Origin of the sequence: Streptomyces sp. NBC_01549, from assembly GCF_026339955.1 — a bacterium.
GTDB lineage: Bacteria > Actinomycetota > Actinomycetes > Streptomycetales > Streptomycetaceae > Streptomyces.
The window spans coordinates 1,918,604-1,938,692 of the sequence record NZ_JAPEPW010000002.1 but is presented as its reverse complement, the minus strand read 5'-3'; the positions used below and the strand labels follow the sequence as shown (position 1 = coordinate 1,938,692).

The following is a 20,089-nucleotide window of genomic DNA, read 5'->3' as shown; positions in this document are numbered from 1 at the left end:
AGCGTCACGACGACGAGGAGGACATCCGTATGGGACAGCCGCACCAGGGCGAGGCAGCCGGGGTGGAGGCGGGGCTCGCACCCGGGGCCGAGGCGGCCGGGTCGAACGCGGGCAAGCCGACGCTCGGCGTGGGCATGGTCGGTTACGCCTTCATGGGCGCCGCCCACTCCCAGGGCTGGCGCACCGTGGGCCGCGTCTTCGACCTGCCGCGCCGCCCGGTCCTCGCCGCCGTCTGCGGCCGGGACGCGAGCGCGGTGCGGGCCATGGCCGACCGGCACGGCTGGGCGGCGGCCGAGACCGACTGGCGGGCCCTGATCGCCCGGGACGACGTCGACCTCGTCGACATCTGCACCCCTGGTGACAGCCATGCCGAGATCGCCCTCGCCGCCCTGGCCGCCGGCAAACACGTACTGTGCGAGAAGCCCCTCGCGAACACGGTCGAGGAGGCGCGGGCGATGACGGAGGCCGCAGAGGCGGCCTTCGCCCGCGGCCAGATGTCCATGGTCGGCTTCAACTACCGCCGACTCCCCGCGACTTCACTCGCCCGGAAGATGGTCGCCGAGGGGCGGCTCGGAGACCTGCGGCACGTACGGGTGACGTACCTTCAGGACTGGCTGGTGGACCGGGAGTTCCCGCTCACCTGGCGGTTGCGCAAGGAGCTCGCGGGATCGGGTGCGCTCGGCGACCTCGGGGCCCACATCGTCGACCTCGCCCAGTATCTGGCGGGCGAGCCGGTCGTCGGGGTCTCGGCGCTCACCGAGACGTTCGTACGGGAGCGCCCGCGGCCCGCCGGAGCGTCGAGCGGTCTGTCCGCGGTGTCGGAGACGAGCCCGCGGGCGGGCGGAGTCGGCACGGTCACCGTCGATGACGCCGCCCTGTTCACCGGCCGCTTCGCCTCCGGTGCCCTCGCCTCCTTCGAGGCGTCCCGCTTCGCGACCGGGCGCAAGAACTCGCTGCGCATCGAACTCAACGGCGAGCGCGGCTCGCTCGCCTTCGACCTGGAACGGCTCAACGAACTCTCGTACCACGACCACACCGAGCCCGGCACACACGCGGGCTTCCGCCGCATCCTCGTCACCGAGCCCGACCACCCCTACCTGGACGCCTGGTGGCCGCCGGGCCACGGACTCGGCTACGAGCACACCTTCACCCACCAGGCCCGCGACCTGGTGCGGGCCATCGGCGAGGGCCGGCGACCCGAACCGTCCTTCGCCGACGGGCTGCGGGTGCAGCGCGTCCTCGCGGCGGTGGAGGAGAGCGCCGAGAAGAACTCCGTCTACACACCCATCGCGGTCTGAGGAGGCCCCGGACATGCCGCGCACCTTCACACTCTTCACCGGCCAGTGGGCCGACCTGCCCCTCGAGGACGTCTGCCACCTCGCCCGTGACTTCGGCTATGACGGGCTCGAACTCGCGTGCTGGGGCGACCACTTCGAGGTCGACAAGGCGCTCGCGGACCCCTCGTACATCCACTCCCGGCACGCGCTCCTAGACAAGTACGGCCTCAAGTGCTGGGCGATCTCCAACCATCTGGTCGGCCAGGCCGTCTGCGACGCCATCATCGACGAGCGGCACCAGGCGATCCTGCCCGCCCGGATCTGGGGCGACGGCGAGCCCGAAGGCGTACGGCAGCGGGCCGCCGCCGAGATCGCCGACACCGCGCGCGCCGCGGCGGCCTTCGGCGTCGACACCGTCATCGGCTTCACCGGCTCGGCGATCTGGCACCTGGTCGCGATGTTCCCGCCCGCCCCCGAGTCGATGATCGCGCGCGGCTACGAGGACTTCGCGACGCGCTGGAACCCCATCCTGGACGTCTTCGACGCGCAGGGCGTCCGGTTCGCGCACGAGGTCCACCCGAGCGAGATCGCCTACGACTACTGGACGACGCAGCTCGCCCTGAAGGCAGTTGACCACCGTCCGGCGTTCGGTCTGAACTTCGACCCCTCGCACTTCGTGTGGCAGGACCTGGACCCGGTCGGCTTCCTCTACGACTTCCGCGACCGCATCTACCACGTCGACTGCAAGGAAGCCCGCAAGCGTCTCGACGGCCGCAACGGGCGCCTCGGCTCGCACCTGCCCTGGGGCGACCCCCGGCGCGGCTGGGACTTCGTGTCGGCGGGACACGGCGACGTCCCCTGGGAGGACGTCTTCCGCATGCTCCGCTCCATCGACTACACCGGCCCCGTCTCCGTCGAGTGGGAGGACGCCGGCATGGACCGGCTCCAGGGCGCACCCGAGGCCCTGACCCGCCTCAAGGCGTACGACTTCGAGCCGCCGTCGGCATCCTTCGACGCGGCGTTCGGCGGCAACGACTGACTTCTCCTGTGTCTCCGGGGTGACGGCGCACCCCGGCGCAAGCACCCGCTCGTACAACCAGCCCCTTTCTGGAGGCATTCGTGCACGGGAAAGACCGCGCCACCCGCACCGACAGAACCGAGACCCACAGACGACGCTCCGTATTCCGCCGAGCGCTCGCCCTGCTGAGCGGCGCGCTGCTCGCGGCCGCCTCGCTCACCCTCACCGCACCCCCGGCCGGCGCAGCCGTCGCCGACCCGGGGAACGCGGCGGCGGCAGAGGACTTCCAGCAGGTCACGCTCGCCAAGGGCGAGCCCGAGGTCGGCGAGCCCATGTCGCTCGCCGTGCTCCCCGACCGCTCGGTCCTGCACACCTCGCGCGACGGCGAACTCCGCCTCACCGACGCGGCCGGAAACACCAGGCTCGCCGGCAAGCTCGACGTCTACACGCACGACGAGGAAGGTCTGCAGGGCGTCGGCATAGACCCGGGGTTCGCCAGTAACCGCTTCATCTACCTCTACTACGCGCCGCCCCTGAACACCCCGGCGGGCGACGCCCCCGAGACGGGCACGGCGGCCGACTTCGCGCCCTTCGACGGCGTCAACCGTCTCTCCCGCTTCGTCCTCAAGACGGACGGCACCCTCGACACCGCCAGTGAGAAGAAGATCCTCGACGTCCAGGCCACCCGCGGCATCTGCTGCCACGTCGGCGGCGACATCGACTTCGACGCGGCGGGCAACCTGTACCTGTCGACCGGGGACGACTCCAACCCCTTCCAGTCCGACGGCTTCACACCCATCGACGAGCGCCCCGACCGCAACCCGGTCTTCGACGCCCAGCGCTCGGCCGGCAACACCAACGACCTGCGCGGCAAGATCCTGCGCATCAAGGTGAACACCGACGGGTCGTACTCCATCCCCGACGGAAACCTCTTCCCGCCCGGCACGGACGATACGAATAAGACACGGCCCGAGATCTACGCGATGGGCTTCCGCAACCCGTTCCGCTTCAGCGTCGACAAGGCGACGGGCATCGTCTACGTCGGTGACTACGGCCCCGACGCGGGCGCGGCCGACCCGGCGCGCGGCCCCGGCGGCCAGGTCGAGTTCGCCCGCGTCACCGGCCCCGGCAACTTCGGCTGGCCGTACTGCACGGGCAAGAACGACGCCTACGTGGACTACGACTTCGCGACGAAGACCTCCGGCGCCGCCTTCGACTGCGACGCCCCGAAGAACACCTCCCCGCACAACACGGGGCTGACGGACCTGCCCCCGGCCCAGCCCGCGTGGATCCCCTACGACGGCGCCTCCGTCCCGGAGTTCGGCAGCGGCTCGGAGTCCCCGATGGGCGGCCCGGTCTACCACTACGACGCCACGCTCGACTCGCCCGTGAAGTTCCCACAGGCGTACGACGGGAACTTCTTCGCCGGAGAGTTCGGCCGCCGCTGGATCAAGCGCATCGCGAGCGATTCCACCGGCACGGTGCAGTCCATCAACTCCGTACCGTGGACCGGCACGCAGGTGATGGACATGGCGTTCGGCCCGGACGGCGCCCTGTACGTCCTCGACTACGGCACCGCCTGGTTCGGCGGCGACGAGAACTCGGGCCTTTACCGCATCGAGAACGCCACCGACGGCCACTCGCCCGTCGCACAGGCCGCGGCCGACCGAACCTCGGGGCAGGCCGCTCTCAAGGTCAGCTTCTCCTCGGCCGGTTCGTCCGACGCGGACGGCGACGCCCTCACCTACACCTGGGACTTCGGCGACGGCGGCACGTCGACGGCGGCGAACCCGTCCCACAAGTACAGGACGAACGGCACCTACACGGCGACGGTGACCGCCAAGGACGTGACCGGTCGCACCGGCAGCGCGAGCGTGCAGATCGTGGTCGGCAACACCGCGCCCAAGGTCGTGATCGAACAACCGCGTGACGGCCAGCTGTTCAGCTTCGGTGACCCGGTGCCGTTCAAGGTGAAGGTCACCGACCCCGAGGACGGCCGCGCGATCGACTGCGCCAAGGTGAAGGTCACCTTCATCCTCGGCCACGACAGCCACGGCCACCCCCTCACCTCGGCGAACGGCTGCTCCGGCACCCTCCAGACCAGCGCCGACGGCGGCCACGACGAGGACGCCAACATCTTCGGAGTCCTCGACGCCGAGTACACCGACGGCGGAGGCGGCGGCCAGGCCCCGCTGACCACCCACGACCAGAACGTGCTCCAGCCCAAGCACCGCCAGGCCGAGCACTATGGCGAGGCCTCCGGCATCACCGTCCAGTCCAAGGCCACCACGCACGGCGGCAAGACCGTCGGCGACATCGACAACGGCGACTGGATCTCCTTCACGCCCTACTCCCTGAGCGACGCCAAGAAGATCACGGCACGCGTCTCCTCCGCCGGCGCGGGCGGCACCCTCGAGATCCGCGCGGGCTCCCCGACCGGCCGCACGCTGGGCCGGGCGACCGTACCGGTGACGGGCGGCTGGGACACCTTCCAGGACGTGAGCGCCGATCTCGCACACGCCCCGCGCGGCACCACCACGCTCTACCTCGTCTTCAAGGGGAGCGGCACCGGAGCGCTCTACGACGTGGACGACTTCACCTTCACGACGAGCTGACGGGGGGTGACGGTCATGCGCACATCGGTACGCATGCTGACCGTGGGTGCCGCTGCCGCCCTGCTCCTCGGCTGTGTGTCGGGACCGGCGGCGTCGAAGGGCGCGCACGGTCCCGACAGGAGCCGGGTGCTGGTCTTCTCGAAGACCGCGGGCTTCCGGCACGACTCGATCCCCGAGGGGATCGCGGCCGTACGGGAGCTGGGTGCCACGGGCGGCTTCACGGTCGACACCACGGAGGACGCAGGCGCCTTCACCGCACGCAACCTGGCGCGGTACGACGCCGTCGTCTTCCTCTCGACGACCGGTGACGTCCTCGACACCACCCAACAGGCCGCCTTCGAGCGGTACATCAAGCGGGGCGGCGGCTATGTGGGCATCCACGCGGCCGCCGACACCGAGTACGACTGGGCTTTCTACGGCGGCCTCGCGGGCGCGTACTTCCAGTCGCACCCCGCGATCCAGCCCGCGACGGTCACCGTCGAGGACCGGTCCCACCCGGCGACCTCGCAGCTCCCGAGATCCTGGGAGCGCACGGACGAGTGGTACAACTACCGCTCGAATCCGCGCGAGCGGGCCCACGTCCTCGCCTCGCTCGACGAGTCCTCGTACACCGGCGGCACGATGAGCGGCGACCATCCGATCGCCTGGTGCCAGGAGTACCGGGGCGGCCGCGCCTTCTACACCGGGGGCGGCCACACCAAGGAGTCCTACGCCGAACCCGCCTTCCGGCAGCACCTGCTGGGCGGCATCCGGTACGCCATCGGCGCCGCCCAGGCCGACTGCCGCCCGGAGAACGGCTACCGGCCGCTCTTCGACGGCACGGCCGGGTCGCTGGCGGCGTGGAAACAGGCGGGCCCTGGTTCGTTCTCGCTGAGCGACGACGGCACGCTGACGTCGCACGACGGCCTGGGGATGCTCTGGTACGCCGGTTCCGGGTTCGGCTCGTACTCGCTGAAGCTGGACTGGCGGGTGGCCGGGGACGACAACTCCGGAGTGTTCGTCGGGTTCCCGGAGTCCGACGACCCCTGGTCGGCCGTCGACAACGGCTACGAGATCCAGATCGACGCGACCGACGCCCCCGACCGCACCACCGGGGCCGTGTACAGCTTCCAGTCCGCCGACCTCAAGAAGCGCGACCGCGCGCTGAACCCGCCGGGGGAGTGGAACACGTACGAGATCCGCGTGGAGGGCGAGCGCCTCCGCGTCTGGCTCAACGGCGTGAAGATCAACGATTTCACCAACACCGATCCGGTACGAAGCCTGCGCGACGGACACATCGGCCTCCAGAACCACGGAGCCGACGACCAGGTGTCCTTCCGCGACGTCCGGATCAAGGAACTGCCCGCGAAGGGCGACTGACCGGCGGCGGGCGGGGGACGCCGGACCCCCGCCCGCCGTCTCGCTCCACCGCGATTCTCTCTCCTCCCCCCTGTGTGGCTGACGTACGACAAGGAGGCTGCCCATGTCACCCATGCCCGCGTCGCTTTCCGAACCTCGGGTGGGGGTGTGGCTGATCGGAGCCCGCGGCTCCGTCGCCACCACCGTCATCGCGGGCTGCGCGGCTCTCACCGCAGGCCTGCACCCCCCGACGGGCATGGTCACCGAGACATCCCTCTTCGCCGAGTGCGGCCTGCCCACCCTGTCCTCCCTCGTCTTCGGCGGCCACGACACCATCGACTGCCCCCTGCCGAAACGGGCCGAGGCACTGGCCGCCGGCGGTGTCCTCCCGCACGGCCTCCCCGCGGCGATCGCGGCCGAACTGGAGGCCGCCGACGCGGAGATCCGCCCCGGCGGCCCCGCCCCCGGCGACACACGGGACGAGTCCGAACTGGTGGACGCCTTCGCGGCCGACCTGCGCGACTTCGTACGACGACGGGACCTGACCCGGGCGGTCGTGGTGAACGTGGCCTCCACCGAACCGGCACCGGTGGGCCCCGCCCTGCCCCCGAGCTCGCTCTACGCGGCGGCAGCGCTGGCGGTCGGCTGCCCCTACGTGAACTTCACCCCGTCCACCGGCCTGCACCACCCGGCGTTGGCCTCGCCGGCACGCTCCAGCCGCCTCCCGTACGCCGGCCGCGACGGCAAGACGGGCCAGACCCTGCTGCGGTCGGTGCTCGGCCCGATGTTCGCGCAGCGCGCGCTGGCGGTCCGCGCCTGGTCCGGCACCAACCTGCTCGGCGGCGGTGACGGCGCCTCCCTCGCCGACCCGGCCGCCGCCGCGGCCAAGAACGCCGGCAAGGAACGCGTCCTCGCGGACACCCTGGGCGGTGCCCCGCAGGGCGAGGTCCACATCGACGACGTACCGGCCCTCGGCGACTGGAAGACCGCCTGGGACCACATCGCCTTCGACGGCTTCCTCGGCACCCGGATGATCCTCCAGACCACCTGGCAGGGCTGCGACTCCGCACTGGCGGCGCCCCTGGTCCTCGACCTCGCCCGCCTGGTGTCCCGCGCGCACGAGGCCGGTCTCTCGGGCCCTCTGAGCGAACTCGGCTTCTACTTCAAGGACCCGGTGGGAGACGGGCCCGCGGCGCTGGGTGAGCAGTACGCGGCCCTCGCGGGTCTCGCGGGGCGGCTCCGCACACTCCCCGGGGAGACCCGATGACGCCGCACTCCCGCAGACCGGACCGACCGTCCACGACGAGCCCGACGCCGAACCGGAGCCCGCGAGCGAGTAGACCCGCCAGGGCCTGGGCCGAACTCCTACGCCTGCCCGCCCTGTTCACCGTCCCGGGCGACGCCCTCGCCGGAGCCGCGACCACCGGTGCCCGCCCCGACCCCCGCACCCTGCTCGCCATCGCCTCCTCCCTCTGCCTGTACGAGGCGGGCATGGCCCTCAACGACTGGGCCGACCGGACCGAGGACGCCCTCGAACGCCCGCACCGCCCGCTGCCGTCCGGACGCATCCGACCATCCGCGGCCCTGGCCGCCGCAGGCGCCCTCACGGCGGCGGGCCTGGCCCTGGCGGCACGCGCCGGACGCCCGGCCCTCACGGTCGCGGCCCCTCTCGCGGCCACCGTGTGGGCGTACGACCTCGCGCTCAAGCGAACCCCCGCCGGGCCGGCGGCGATGGCCACCGCGCGCGGCCTGGACCTGCTCCTCGGCGCGACGGCCACCGGCGGCAGCGCCCGCCCCGCCCTGCCCGCGGCGCTGACCCTGGCCACCCACACCCTCGCGGTGACCACGGTGTCCCGCGGCGAGACCCGCGGAGGTTCGCCGCTCGCACCGCTGGCCGCGCTCGCCACGACGGGCACGCTGGCCTGGAGGCTGACGAAGGCTCCGCAGGCTCTGCGGACCCAGAGGGCCTCGGGGACAGTCCCCTCCCGGCGCCCCGCCGCGGACGCCCTGCACACCGCCCTCACCGCCGCCTTCGTCACCACCTCGGGCCGCCCCCTCCTCCACGCCGCCCTCAACCCCTCACCCCCGCTCACCCAGCGAGCCGTCGGCGGCGGAATCCGCGCCATGATCCCCCTCCAGGCCGCCCTCGCGGCCCGCTCCGGCGCCCTGACCTCCGCCCTTCTCACGGCCGCCCTCGCCCCGGCGGCCCGCCACTTCGCGAGAAGGGTGAGCGTCACATGACCACAACACCCCGGCCCACGAACCCCGGCCCCCACCCCCTCCGCTTCGGCTACGGCACCAACGGCCTCGCCGACCTCCGCCTCGACGACGCCCTCGCACTCCTCGCGGACCTCGGCTACGACGGCGTCGGCCTGACCCTCGACCACATGCACCTGGACCCCCTGGCCCCGGACCTCGCCGCCCGCACCCGGAAGGTGGCCCGGAGACTGGACACCCTCGGTCTCGGCGTCACCGTGGAAACCGGCGCCCGCTATGTCCTCGATCCGCGCCGCAAGCACGGCCCCTCGCTCCTCGACCCGGACCCGGCCGACCGGGCCCGCCGCGTCGACCTGCTCATCCGCGCCGTCCGGATCGCCGCCGACCTCGGCGCCCACGCCGTCCACTGCTTCAGCGGGGTACTCCCGGCCGATATGGCCGCGACGGCCAACCCACCCAACACGGCCGAGGCAGCCAACCCGGCCGCCACGGCCAACCCGGCCGAGGACATCGCCTGGAAGCACCTCGCCGAGGCACTCACCCCCGTGCTGGACGCGGCCACCCACGCCGGCATCCCGCTCGCCGTCGAACCCGAACCCGGCCATCTCCTCGCCACCCTCGCCGACTTCCACCACCTCCGCCGTCTCCTCGGCGACCCGCCCGCTCTCGGCCTCACCCTCGACATCGGCCACTGCCAGTGCCTGGAGCCCCTGCCGCCCGCCGACTGCGTCCGCGCCGCCGCGCCCTTGCTGCGGCACGTCCAGATCGAGGACATGCGCCGCGGCCACCACGAACACCTCCCGTTCGGGGACGGGGAGATCGACTTCCCGCCCGTACTCGAAGCCCTGGCCGCCACCGGCTACCAGGCGCTGACCGTCGTCGAACTGCCCCGCCACTCCCACGCGGGCCCCCACTTCGCCGCACAGTCCCTCCCGTTCCTCCACCGCGCGGCCCGGGCGATCCCCGACGGCGCCGAAGGGAGCACCCCGTGAACCACCACCCACACGCACCTCACGGCAGCACGGCGAGCCACCCGGCCGAACCCGCCCTCGCCGCCCTGCACGCCCGCCTGAACACCTCCCTCGCGCCCACCGCCCGCGCCTGGCTGGACCAGGCCCTCGACGAGGCCGCCGACCACCCCGGCACCCACGGACCCATCTCCATCTGGGAGTTGCGCATCGCCGAGGCTGGCCGCCGCTGCGGTCCCGAGCACGCCGACGCCGCCCGCGTGCTCCTCCTGCACGCCGCCCGCGCCGACCCGGACGCACTCGCCCGCGTCTACCGGCAGGGCACGGCCGCCGAACGCCGGGCCGTCCTGCACGCCCTGCCCCACCTCGTGCCCGGCCCCGACGCACTGCCCCTCGTCGAGGACGCCCTGCGTACCAACGACACCCGGCTCGTCGCCGCCGCCCTCGGCCCCTACGCCGCCCGCCACCTGGACGCCCACACCTGGCGGCACGCCGTCCTCAAATGCCTGTTCACCGGCGTACCCGTGGACGTCGTGGCCGACCTCGCGCCGCGCGCCCACGCGGACGCCGAACTCGCCCGGATGCTCGGCGACTACGCGCGCGAACGCACCGCCGCGGACCGTCCCGTCCCCGAGGACCTGTACCGCGTCCTGGCACTGACCGAGCCCACCGCCGCCCCCGCCGGCCCGTGCGGCGGCTCCCGCACAGCCCGCAAGGAGTCCTGATGCGCATCTTCGACCCCCACATCCACATGACGTCACGAACCACCGACGACTACGAGGCCATGTACACCGCCGGTGTCCGCGCCCTCGTCGAGCCCTCCTTCTGGCTCGGCCAGCCCCGCACCTCGGTCGCCTCCTTCCTCGACTACTTCGACTCCCTTCTCGGCTGGGAACCCTTCCGCGCCGCCCAGTACGGCATCGCCCACCACTGCGCGCTCGCCCTCAACCCCAAGGAGGCGAACGACCCCCGCTGCGTCCCCGTCCTCGACGAACTGCCCCGCTATCTCGTCAAGGACCAGGTCGTGGCCGTGGGCGAGATCGGCTACGACTCGATGACCCCCGCCGAGGACACCGCCCTCGCCGCCCAGCTGCAACTCGCCGCCGACCACGAGCTCCCCGCGCTCGTCCACACCCCGCACCGCGACAAGCAGGCTGGCCTGCGCCGCACCCTCGACGTCGTCCGGGAGTCCGCCCTCTCTCCGGACCGCGTCCTGGTCGACCACCTCAACGAGAACACCGTCAAGGAGGCCAAGGACAGCGGCTGCTGGCTGGGCTTCTCCGTCTACCCCGACACCAAGATGGACGAGGAACGCATGGTCGCCGTCCTGAGGGAGTACGGGCCGGAGCAGGTACTCGTCAACTCGGCCGCGGACTGGGGCAGAAGCGACCCCCTCAAGACCCGCCGCGTCGCCGACGCCCTGCTGGCCACCGGGTTCACCGACGACGACGTCGACCAAGTGCTGTGGCGCAACCCCCTCGCCTTCTACGGCCTCAGCGGACGGCTGAACCTCGACGTCACCACCCCCGACATCACCCACGCAGGCAACTCCATCCTCCGCGGCGGGGAGTGAGCGATGCGCTTCCGCCATCCCGACGGCTCCACCGTCCACCTCGCCTATTGCACCAACGTCCACCCGGCCGAGACCCTCGACGGCGTCCTCGCCCAACTCCGAGACCACTGCGAACCCGTCCGCCGTCGGCTCGGCCGCGACCGGCTCGGCATCGGCCTGTGGCTGGCCAAGGACGCCGCCCACGCCCTCGTCACCGACCCCTTCGCCCTGCGTGGCCTGCGCACCGAACTCGAACGCCGCGGCCTCGAAGTGGTCACCCTCAACGGCTTCCCCTACGAAGGCTTCGGCGCCGAAGAGGTCAAGTACCGCGTCTACCAGCCGGACTGGGCCGACCCCAGACGGCTCGCCCACACCACCGACCTGGCCCGAGTCCTCGCCCAGCTCCTGCCCGACGACGTCACCGAGGGCAGCATCTCCACCCTGCCGCTCGCCTGGCGCACCGCCTACGGCCAGGAGCGGGCGACGGCAGCGCACACCGCTCTGACCACGCTCGCCGAACGCCTCGACGCCCTCCACGAACTCACCGGCCGCTCCCTGCGCATCGGCCTGGAACCGGAACCCGGCTGCACCGTCGAGACCACCCGCGACGCCCTCGCCCCACTCACCGCGATCGGTCACGACCGCATCGGCATCTGCGTCGACACCTGCCATCTCGCCACCTCCTTCGAAGACCCGCGCACCGCCCTGGACGCGCTCACACAGGCCCGCGTCCCCATCGTCAAATCCCAGCTCTCAGCCGCCCTGCACGCTGAACACCCCCATCTCCCCGAAGTCCGTACGGCCCTCGCCGCCTTCGACGAACCCCGCTTCCTGCACCAGACCCGCACCCGCACCGCCGCGGGCCTGCGCGGCACCGACGACCTCGGCGAGGCCCTCGCCGGTGACGCCCTGCCCGACGCCTCCCCGTGGCGCGCCCACTTCCACGTCCCGCTGCACGCGGCCCCCGCCGCGCCCCTCACCTCCACATTCCCCGTCCTGCGGGCCGCACTGACCCGCCTTGTCGGCGGCCCGGACCCCCTCACCCGCCACCTGGAGGTCGAGACCTACACCTGGCAGGCCCTCCCGCCGGATCTGCGCCCCCGTGCCCGTGCCCAGCTCGCCGACGGCATCGCCGCCGAACTCACCCTCGCCCGGGACCTGTTGACGGACCTCGGCCTCAAGGAGCTGCCGTGACCCCACCACCACAGGAGCCGGCCCGCCCCACTCCTCTCCTCGTCCTGGACGTCGTCGGACTCACCCCCCGTCTCCTCGGCCACATGCCCCATCTCCAGGCCCTCGGCCAGTCCGGCTTCCGCGCCCCGCTCGGCACCGTCCTGCCCGCCGTCACCTGCGCCGCCCAGTCCACCTTCCTCACCGGCACCCACCCGTCCGAGCACGGCATCGTCGGCAACGGCTGGTACTTCCGCGAACTGGGCGACGTACTGCTGTGGCGGCAGCACAACGGTCTGGTGTCCGGCGACAAGCTGTGGGACGCCGCCCGGCGCGCGCACCCCGGCTACACGGTCGCCAATATCTGCTGGTGGTACGCCATGGGCGCCGACACCGACATCACCGTCACTCCCCGTCCCGTCTACTACGCCGACGGCCGCAAGGAACCCGACTGCTACACCAGGCCCCCGGCCCTGCACGACGAACTCACCGAGAAATTCGGCACGTTCCCCCTGTTCCACTTCTGGGGTCCGGGCGCCGACCTCGTCTCCAGCCGCTGGATCATCGACGCGACCCGCCACATCAACCGCACCCGCCGACCGGACCTGACCCTCTGCTACCTCCCTCACCTCGACTACGACCTCCAGCGCTTCGGCCCCGACGACCCGCGCTCCCTCCAGGCGGCCGCGGACCTCGACGCGGCCATGGCTCCCCTCCTCGACGACGCGAAGACGGAAGGCCGCACCGTCGTCGCGCTCTCCGAGTACGGCATCACCCGCGTGGACCGCCCCGTCGACATCAACCGCGCTCTGCGCCGCGCCGGACTCCTCGAAGTGCACACGCAGGACGGCATGGAGTACCTCGACCCGATGGCGTCCCGAGCCTTCGCGGTCGCCGACCACCAGATCGCCCATGTCTACGTGCGCCGCCCCGAGGACCTGGAGGCCACCAAGGCAGCCCTCGCCGACCTGCCCGGCATCGAGCGGCTGCTCGACGACGAGGGCAAGAAGACCCACCACCTCGACCATCCGCGTTCCGGCGAACTTGTCGCCGTCGCGGAGCCGGACGCCTGGTTCACGTATTACTACTGGCTCGACGACGCCCGCGTGCCCGACTTCGCGCAGCTCGTCGAGATCCACCGCAAACCCGGCTACGACCCGGTCGAACTCTTCATGGATCCCCTCGACCCCTACGTCAAGGTGAAGGCGGCCACGGCACTGGCCCGCAAGAAGCTCGGCCTGCGCTACCGCATGGCGGTCGTGCCGCTGGATCCCTCACCTATTCGCGGCAGCCACGGGCGCCTTCCCACGAGCGACGACGAAGGTCCGCTCCTCATCTGCTCCACCCCCCACACCGCTCCCGGCCGCGTCGCGGCCACCGAAGTGAAATCCCTGCTGCTCGACCTGGCCGGCCTCACCTGACGAGACCTGACAAGGCGTGACGAGCAACTACAGAAAGTGAAGCACGCGCCACTGACAACGCGTCCGGCGAACGCTTCGCACGCCTCTGACCTGCGCACGAGCAGCAGACCGCCGGGCACCCGACACCGCCGTACACCGATCCGAAAGAGAGAAACCGTGACCGCGTTCAACGACGAATCCCCCGCCGGCGACGCCCTGCGCCGCACTCTCGGCATCAACCGCCGCCGTTTCCTCAGCACCTGCACCGCCGTCGCGACCGCGGCGATCGCCGCACCCGTCCTCGGCGCCTCACCAGCCCTGGCCCAGGACCGGGACAGAGGCCACGGCCACGACCACGGCGGTGACGTCCTCGTCCCCGCGAACAAGCGCGGCATCATCCTCTACACCGTCCGGGACGCCACGGGCCGCGACCCGCTCGCCACCGACCTGCCCTCCGGTTTCCGCGAGGTCTTCAAGCAGCTCTCGCGCTTCGGCTACCGGCAGGTGGAGTTCGCCGGATACGGCCAGCACGCCAACGCTCAGGGCGGCGCGAACCTGGAGTCCGTGCAGGGCGCCAAGCTGCTGCGTTCCTGGCTCGACGAGTACGGGCTGCGGGCGCAGGGCAACCACGGCTTCATACCCTCGTCCTGGCCCTTCACCGTGGCCGACCTGGACACCTTCAAGAAGCACCTGGAGATCGCCAACATCCTCGGCATGGCGCACATGGGCACCGGTGGCGACCCCACCGGCAGCGCCTACCGCGCCGACTGGGACGTGGCCGCCGACAAGTGGAACGCGCTCGGCGAGATCGCCCGCCGCGAGGGCATCAAGCTGTACACCCACAACCACGACGCGGCGTACGGCTTCCTGCTCGACGGGGGCCCGCTGGACGCCCAGGGCAACCCGACCCGCAGCTCCGGCATCCGCAAGTTGGAGTACTTCCTGAAGAACACCGACCCGAAGGTGGTCTGGCTGGAGATGGACATCTTCTGGGCGCACGTGGCCCAGTACAAGTTCCACACGTACACGGCCCACGACGGCGCCACCCGGGAGAAGGTGTTCGATCCCGCCGGGCTCGTCGTCCGCAACAACAAGCGTTACCCGCTCTTCCACGCCAAGGACGGCGTCGTGAACACGACGAACGGCATGGGCTACGACATGGTGCCGTTCGGCACCGGCGTCATCGACTACACCACGTTCTTCTCGCGCGTCGGCGCCCGGAACTACCACAACCCGATGGTCGAGCAGGACAACGCCCCGAGCGCCACGGACCCCGGGCAGTCACTCACGCACGCGAAGATCGGCTACGACAACCTCGCGGCCCTCCGCAAGCGGTGTCACTAGCATCGCGGGAGTGCACCTGCACCGGGCGGCCCTCCCCACAACGCGCCACGTGGGGAGGGCCGCCCGATTCTGTGCTCCGTGCTCAGTGTCGGTAAGAGACCTTTCAACCCGTTGGCCAGGGGACCTCTCAGCCCGCGGGCTGCGGCTGGGGAGTGAGCACCTCGCCCTCGCGCCCGGGCTGCTTCAGCAGCAACGCGATCGCCGCCGCCAGCATCGAGATACCGCCGGCCAGTGCGTAGGCGCCGTTGTATCCCCAGGCCGCGACCACCATCGAGCCGAGACCGCCGCCGAACAGGCCGCTGATCAGCTTGCCGCTGTACACCAGGCCGTAGTTGGTGGCGTTGTAGTTCTCGCCGAAGTAGTCCGGGGTCAGTGCCGCGAACATCGGGTAGAACGCGCCGCCGCCGAATCCGGAGAGGAAAGCGAAGAACAGGAACAACCACTCGCTCTTGATGTTCCCGGCCCAGATCACGCCGAACTGCGCGAGCCCCAGCACGACGATGACGAACACCAGGGTCAGTTTGCGGCCCCAGGTGTCGGACAGCCAGCCCACCACGGCCCGCCCGATGCCGTTGATGACGGCCATGATGCCCATGGAGGACGCCGCCACCAGCGGTCCGAAGCCCACCTCCTTGGCGAAGTCGACCTGGAAGGAGATCCCGAAGATCGACACGCCCGCTGTCATGACCAGCGTGATCCACATCAGGGGCAGCACACCCGTCCTGATGGCCTCCTTGGGCGTGTACTGCTTCACCGCGGGAGGGTTCTTGGCGAGGGCGGCGGAAGTCTTGCTGTTGCCGCCGTACGTCAGCGGGTCGATGTCCGCGGGCCACCAGTTCTTGGGCGGGTCCTTGAAGAAGAACGCGCAGGACAGCACGACGATCATCACGTAGCAGCCGATGAGGTCCAGGACACGGTGGTAGTTCCCGGTGTCGAACGCGTAGTTGAAGATGAAGATGAACGGCAGCGAGCCGTACGCGAATCCGCCGTTGACGAATCCGGTCCGCGCGCCCCGGCGTTCGGGGAACCACTTGCCGACCATGTTGATGCAGGTCGCGTACACCAGGCCGGAGCCGAGACCGCCGATGACACCGAAGCCCAGGATGGCCAGGAGCACGTTGCTCAGGTGCGAGAGGGCCAGGAAGCCGATCACACACATGACCGCGCCGACGTACATGGCCCTTCGGGCGGTGAGGATGCCCCGCTCCCGCAGCCAGCCCGCCGGGAAGGCTATGCCGGCCTGGAAGAAGACCCAGACGCTCAATATCCAGAAGGTGTTGCTCTGGGTCCAGCCATGGGCGTGGGACAGGGTGTCCTCGGCCGAGCCATACGCGTATTCGAAGACGCTGATGGCCATCATGGCGATCCACGGCAGATACACCATGAACTTCCGGGAGTGGCCCAGGATGTCCCGGTCGGACTCACCGATCCGGTAGACACGGCCCCGGGTGTCGGTGACTTCGCGGTACGAGCGGTTCGAGGCGTCGGCTGAGGCCGACGCGCCCTGGGTGGCGATGGGTTCTGTCGTCATGTCACGCCATCTCCTCGCCGAGCGGTTGCGGGTTGGGGACGATGCTCCGGGCTTTCGGCCGGCCCGGTGATTTGAGGAACAGCGCCAGCACGGCGGAGGCGAGGCCGATGGAGCCCGCGAGGACGAAGGCTCCGTGGTAGTCCCACGCGCCGACGACGACCGCGCCCATGCCCGAGCCCACAAGGCCCGAGATCAGCTTCGAGCTGTAGACCATTCCGTAGTTGGACGCGTTGTTGTTCTCGCCGAAGTAGTCCGCCGTCATGGCCGCGAACAGCGGGAAGATCGCCCCGCCGCCGAATCCGGAGACCATGGAGCAGAACAGGAAGAACGGCATGCTGCCCATCTGGCCGGAGACCAGGACCCCGAACTGCGCGGAGCCCAGCACCAGACAGACGATGATCAATGTGTTGCGGCGTCCGCAGCGGTCGGAGATCCAGCCGATCACGCCGCGTCCCGTGCCGTTGACGATCGCCTTCAGGGACATCGCGGTGGCCACGATCCCGCCCGCGAATCCCATGTCCTTGCCGAACGGCACCTGGAAGGCGATGCCGAAGATGTTGATCCCGGCGGTGCACAGCAGACAGAACCACATCATCCACAGGACGGGTGTACGGGCGGCCTCCTTGGGGGTGTACTGCTTCACGGCGGGTGGGTTCTTCTCCAGCGCCCGGCGGATCCTCGGGTCGTCGGACACCTTCAGCGGGTCCACGTGCGGGGGCCACCACCCCTTGGGCGGGTCCTTGAAGAACCAGCCGGCGAAGGCGACCACGGCACAGCAGACCAGGCCCACCGTCACCAGGACGCCCTGATAGTTCCCGAGGTCCATGTACGAGGTGAACAGGAAGACGAAGGGCACCGAGCCGTAGGCGAAACCGCCGTTGACCAGGCCCGTCTTGCCGCCCTTGCGCTCCGGGTACCACTTGCCGACCATGTTCACGCAGGTCGCGTAGACCAGGCCGGCGCCGATGCCGCTGAACATGCCGAAGCCGATGTACGCGACGGTCACATGCGGCGCGAACGCCAGGGAGAGGTACCCCAGGACCGTGCCCAGCGCGCCGAGCATCATGGCGTACCGCGCGGGCAGCCGTCCGCTCTCCCGCAGTTGCCCGGCGGGGAAGGCGACGGCGGCCTGGAAGAAGATCCAGACGCCCATCAGCCAGAAGATGTGCCCACTGCCCCAGAGATGGGCGTCGTGCAGGGTGTCCTCGGCGGAGGTGAACGCGTACTCCGAGGAACTGATGCCCAGCATCCCCATCCAGGGGAAGAGCACCATGGTCCAGCGTGGTCGCCCCATGATGTCCCGATCGGTCTCGCCGACGCGGTACAGGCGGCCGTTGCGATCCGTCACCTCCCTGTAGGGGACGGATGTCGATAGGTCGGTGGTTGTCATGTCGGTTCAGCACCCCTCGCGTCGAAAGATCTGGCCAGCGCCCCCTGTCCAAATGCCTTTCGTGTGCGCACGGGTCCTGGGGGCGGCCGACGCGCACCGTCGGCCGCCCCCGCCCTGGTTCACCTCATGAACCGCCCCCCAACAGGCCCGCCGCCCGCGCCCAGCGATACTTCGCGCCGAGCACGGCCACCGGCTTCTCCGTCGTGTACGGGTACGCCACGACCCCCCGCTCGTACAGGTACTGGCAGGCCTCCTCGACCTCGACATCGCCCGCGAGCGACGCCACCACGGGCTTCTCGATGCCGCGCGCACGGAATTCGGCCACCACGCGCGCGGTGAGCTCGGCGAAGACCATGGGCGGGGTCACGATGGTGTGCCAGTAGCCGAGGACGAGCGCGTGGATGCGCGGGTCCTCCAGGCCCAGCCGGATCGTCGCCTCGTACGTCGACGGCGGCTCGCCCCCGGTGATGTCCACCGGGTTACCCGCGGCCCCGAAGGGCGGGATGAAGGCCTTGAAGGACGCGTCCAGGTCCGGCGGGATCTCCATCAGGGACAGGCCGTTGTCCGTCACCGCGTCGGACAGGAGCACACCGCTGCCGCCCGCGCCCGTGATGATGACGACGTTGTCGCCCTTGGGGGTGGGAAGTACGGGCAACGCGCGCGCGTACTCCAGCATTTCGTTCAGCCCCGGAGCCCGGATCACGCCGGCCTGCTTCAGGATGTCCTCGTACACGGCGTCGTCGCCCGCGAGCGCGCCCGTGTGCGAGCCGGCGGCCTTCGCCCCGGCTGCCGTACGACCCGCCTTCAGGACGACGACCGGCTTCTTCGGGACCGTCGCGCGCGCCGCCGCCACGAAGGCACGGCCGTCCTTCAGGTCCTCCAGGTGCATCGCGATGCACTCGGTGTGCGGGTCCTCGCCGAACCAGGTGAGCAGGTCGTCCTCGTCGAGGTCCGACTTGTTGCCGAGCCCGACGATCGCGGAGACACCCGTCTTCGTAGTGCGCGCGAAGCCCAGGATGGCCATCCCTATGCCGCCTGACTGCGAGGTGAGCGCGACGCCGCCCTTCACGTCGTACGGTGTGCAGAACGTGGCACACAGGTCCTGCCACGTCGAGTAGTAGCCGTAGATGTTGGGCCCGAGCAGCCGGATGCCGTGCCGCTCGGCGATGGCCACGATCTCGTCCTGGAGTTCGTGCTCGCCGGTCTCCGCGAACCCGGAGGGGATCAGTACGGCGTTGGGGATCCCCTTGCGTCCCACCTCCTCCAGGGCCGAGGCCACGAACTTGGCGGGGATCGCGAAGACCGCCACATCCACCTCACCGGGAACGTCGGTGACACTCTTGTACGCCTTGCGGCCCTGAATGTCATCGGCCTTGGGGTTCACCGGATGGATCTCGCCGGAGAAGCCGCCGTCGACGAGGTTGCGCATGACCGAGTTCCCGATCTTGCCCTGCTCGTTGGAGGCACCGATCACCGCCACGGACGAGGGCTCCATCAGCCGGCGCATGGAGGTGAGGATCTCCTCGCGCGTGTACTTGCGCCGCTCCTTGGGGACCGAGTCCGCCAGGATCACGCGGATGTCCGCAGCGACCGCCCCCTCCGGGGTGGCGATCACCGGATTGAGGTCCACCTCGGCGATCTCGGGGAAGTCCGCGACGAGTTCGGAGACCCGGCGGATCTGCTCGGCGATCGCCCACCGGTCCACCGGCGGGGCCCCGCGCACCCCGCGCAGGATCTCGGCCGCCCTGATCGAGTCCAGCATCGACAGCGCCTCGTCGGCGTCCACGGGGGCGAGCCGGAAGGTGACGTCCTTCAGGACCTCCACCAGCACCCCGCCGAGTCCGAAGGCGACGACCTTCCCGAACGTCGGGTCGGTCACCGCGCCGACGATGACCTCCTGCCCCTGGGGGAGCAGTTCCTGGACCTGGACGCCCTCGATACGGGCCCGCGGGTCGTAGGCCCGCGCGTTCTCGACGATCTTGTGGAAGGCGGCGCGTACGTCCGCCGCGCCTTCCACGCCCACGATCACACCACCGGCGTCGGTCTTGTGCAGGATGTCCGGCGAGACGATCTTCATCACGACGGGCCCGCCGAAGCGCGCCGCGTACGCCACCGCCTCGTCGACGTCCGTCGCGAGCTCCTCGCCCGGTACGGCGATCGCGTACGCGTCGGCGATCACCTTCCCCTCGGGCGCGGTGAGCGCGGCCCGTCCCTCGGCCCGCACGGCGTCGAGGAGCGCGCGCACCCTCAGCACCCGGTCTTCGGCCAT

General features: G+C 70.8%; 15 protein-coding genes. 12 read left to right on the top strand and 3 right to left on the bottom strand.

Translation table 11 applies throughout. The annotated features are described in order from the left end of the window. Positions 1-29: 29 nt before the first annotated feature. From OG819_RS43985 to OG819_RS43930, 12 genes are all read left to right on the top strand, one after another. On the top strand, positions 30-1,298 hold the full coding sequence (locus OG819_RS43985; RefSeq protein ID WP_266654986.1) for a Gfo/Idh/MocA family protein: 1,269 nt from the start codon (positions 30-32) through the stop codon (positions 1,296-1,298). Between the two features lie 13 nt (positions 1,299-1,311). Then, positions 1,312-2,316, top strand: a complete 1,005-nt coding sequence (locus tag OG819_RS43980) for a sugar phosphate isomerase/epimerase (protein ID WP_266630913.1) — start codon at positions 1,312-1,314, stop codon at positions 2,314-2,316. Positions 2,317-2,396: 80 nt separating this feature from the next. Further along, complete coding sequence (locus OG819_RS43975; protein ID WP_266654984.1) at positions 2,397-4,910, top strand: PQQ-dependent sugar dehydrogenase; 2,514 nt, start codon at positions 2,397-2,399, stop codon at positions 4,908-4,910. Between the two features lie 15 nt (positions 4,911-4,925). Further along, positions 4,926-6,269: a ThuA domain-containing protein gene (locus OG819_RS43970; RefSeq protein WP_266654982.1), complete on the top strand. Its 1,344-nt coding sequence runs from the start codon at positions 4,926-4,928 to the stop codon at positions 6,267-6,269. Positions 6,270-6,381: 112 nt separating this feature from the next. Then, positions 6,382-7,515 (top strand): inositol-3-phosphate synthase, encoded by a 1,134-nt coding sequence (locus tag OG819_RS43965; RefSeq protein WP_266655567.1) that lies wholly within the window; start codon positions 6,382-6,384, stop codon positions 7,513-7,515. Then, positions 7,512-8,489 carry an SCO3242 family prenyltransferase gene (locus OG819_RS43960; protein ID WP_266654980.1) on the top strand — a complete coding sequence of 326 codons (978 nt, stop codon included), beginning with the start codon at positions 7,512-7,514 and terminating at the stop codon, positions 8,487-8,489. The genes OG819_RS43965 and OG819_RS43960 overlap by 4 nt, the downstream gene beginning before the upstream one ends. Then, on the top strand, positions 8,486-9,457 hold the full coding sequence (locus OG819_RS43955) for a sugar phosphate isomerase/epimerase family protein (protein ID WP_266654978.1): 972 nt from the start codon (positions 8,486-8,488) through the stop codon (positions 9,455-9,457). The genes OG819_RS43960 and OG819_RS43955 overlap by 4 nt, the downstream gene beginning before the upstream one ends. After that, a complete protein-coding gene (locus OG819_RS43950) occupies positions 9,454-10,158 on the top strand; it encodes an EboA domain-containing protein (protein ID WP_266630933.1) in 705 nt (234 codons plus the stop codon). Before OG819_RS43955 ends, OG819_RS43950 begins: the two co-directional genes overlap by 4 nt. Beyond that, a complete protein-coding gene (locus OG819_RS43945; protein ID WP_266654976.1) occupies positions 10,158-11,006 on the top strand; it encodes a TatD family hydrolase in 849 nt (282 codons plus the stop codon). Before OG819_RS43950 ends, OG819_RS43945 begins: the two co-directional genes overlap by 1 nt. A gap of 3 nt (positions 11,007-11,009) precedes the next feature. Beyond that, on the top strand, positions 11,010-12,179 hold the full coding sequence (gene eboE / locus OG819_RS43940; RefSeq protein WP_266654974.1) for a metabolite traffic protein EboE: 1,170 nt from the start codon (positions 11,010-11,012) through the stop codon (positions 12,177-12,179). After that, positions 12,176-13,576 (top strand): nucleotide pyrophosphatase/phosphodiesterase family protein, encoded by a 1,401-nt coding sequence (locus OG819_RS43935; protein ID WP_266630939.1) that lies wholly within the window; start codon positions 12,176-12,178, stop codon positions 13,574-13,576. The genes eboE and OG819_RS43935 overlap by 4 nt, the downstream gene beginning before the upstream one ends. Positions 13,577-13,732: 156 nt before the next feature. Then, on the top strand, positions 13,733-14,899 hold the full coding sequence (locus OG819_RS43930; RefSeq protein WP_266654972.1) for a sugar phosphate isomerase/epimerase family protein: 1,167 nt from the start codon (positions 13,733-13,735) through the stop codon (positions 14,897-14,899). Between the two features lie 127 nt (positions 14,900-15,026). On the opposite strand, the gene OG819_RS43925 is transcribed toward OG819_RS43930, so the two are convergent. The 3 genes from OG819_RS43925 to OG819_RS43915 form a co-directional block, all read right to left on the bottom strand. Continuing rightward, on the bottom strand, positions 15,027-16,430 hold the full coding sequence (locus tag OG819_RS43925) for an OFA family MFS transporter (protein ID WP_266630943.1): 1,404 nt from the start codon (positions 16,428-16,430) through the stop codon (positions 15,027-15,029). A 1-nt stretch (position 16,431) separates the two neighbouring features. Further along, positions 16,432-17,820 carry an OFA family MFS transporter gene (locus OG819_RS43920; RefSeq protein ID WP_266630945.1) on the bottom strand — a complete coding sequence of 463 codons (1,389 nt, stop codon included), beginning with the start codon at positions 17,818-17,820 and terminating at the stop codon, positions 16,432-16,434. 124 nt (positions 17,821-17,944) lie between these two features. After that, positions 17,945-20,089 carry an acetate--CoA ligase family protein gene (locus tag OG819_RS43915; RefSeq protein ID WP_266630948.1) on the bottom strand — a complete coding sequence of 715 codons (2,145 nt, stop codon included), beginning with the start codon at positions 20,087-20,089 and terminating at the stop codon, positions 17,945-17,947.

Bases quoted from the DNA above. Each gene is read 5' to 3' on its own strand.
- OG819_RS43985 (WP_266654986.1), top strand. From the start codon at position 30: ATGGGACAGCCGCACCAGGGCGAGGCAGCCGGGGTGGAGGCGGGGCTC.
- OG819_RS43980 (WP_266630913.1), top strand. From the start codon at position 1,312: ATGCCGCGCACCTTCACACTCTTCACCGGCCAGTGGGCCGACCTGCCC.
- OG819_RS43970 (WP_266654982.1), top strand. From the start codon at position 4,926: ATGCGCACATCGGTACGCATGCTGACCGTGGGTGCCGCTGCCGCCCTG.
- OG819_RS43965 (WP_266655567.1), top strand. From the start codon at position 6,382: ATGCCCGCGTCGCTTTCCGAACCTCGGGTGGGGGTGTGGCTGATCGGA.
- OG819_RS43960 (WP_266654980.1), top strand. From the start codon at position 7,512: ATGACGCCGCACTCCCGCAGACCGGACCGACCGTCCACGACGAGCCCG.
- OG819_RS43955 (WP_266654978.1), top strand. From the start codon at position 8,486: ATGACCACAACACCCCGGCCCACGAACCCCGGCCCCCACCCCCTCCGC.
- OG819_RS43945 (WP_266654976.1), top strand. From the start codon at position 10,158: ATGCGCATCTTCGACCCCCACATCCACATGACGTCACGAACCACCGAC.
- eboE (WP_266654974.1), top strand. From the start codon at position 11,010: ATGCGCTTCCGCCATCCCGACGGCTCCACCGTCCACCTCGCCTATTGC.
- OG819_RS43925 (WP_266630943.1), bottom strand. From the start codon at position 16,430: ATGACGACAGAACCCATCGCCACCCAGGGCGCGTCGGCCTCAGCCGAC.
- OG819_RS43920 (WP_266630945.1), bottom strand. From the start codon at position 17,820: ATGACAACCACCGACCTATCGACATCCGTCCCCTACAGGGAGGTGACG.
- OG819_RS43915 (WP_266630948.1), bottom strand. From the start codon at position 20,089: ATGGCCGAAGACCGGGTGCTGAGGGTGCGCGCGCTCCTCGACGCCGTG.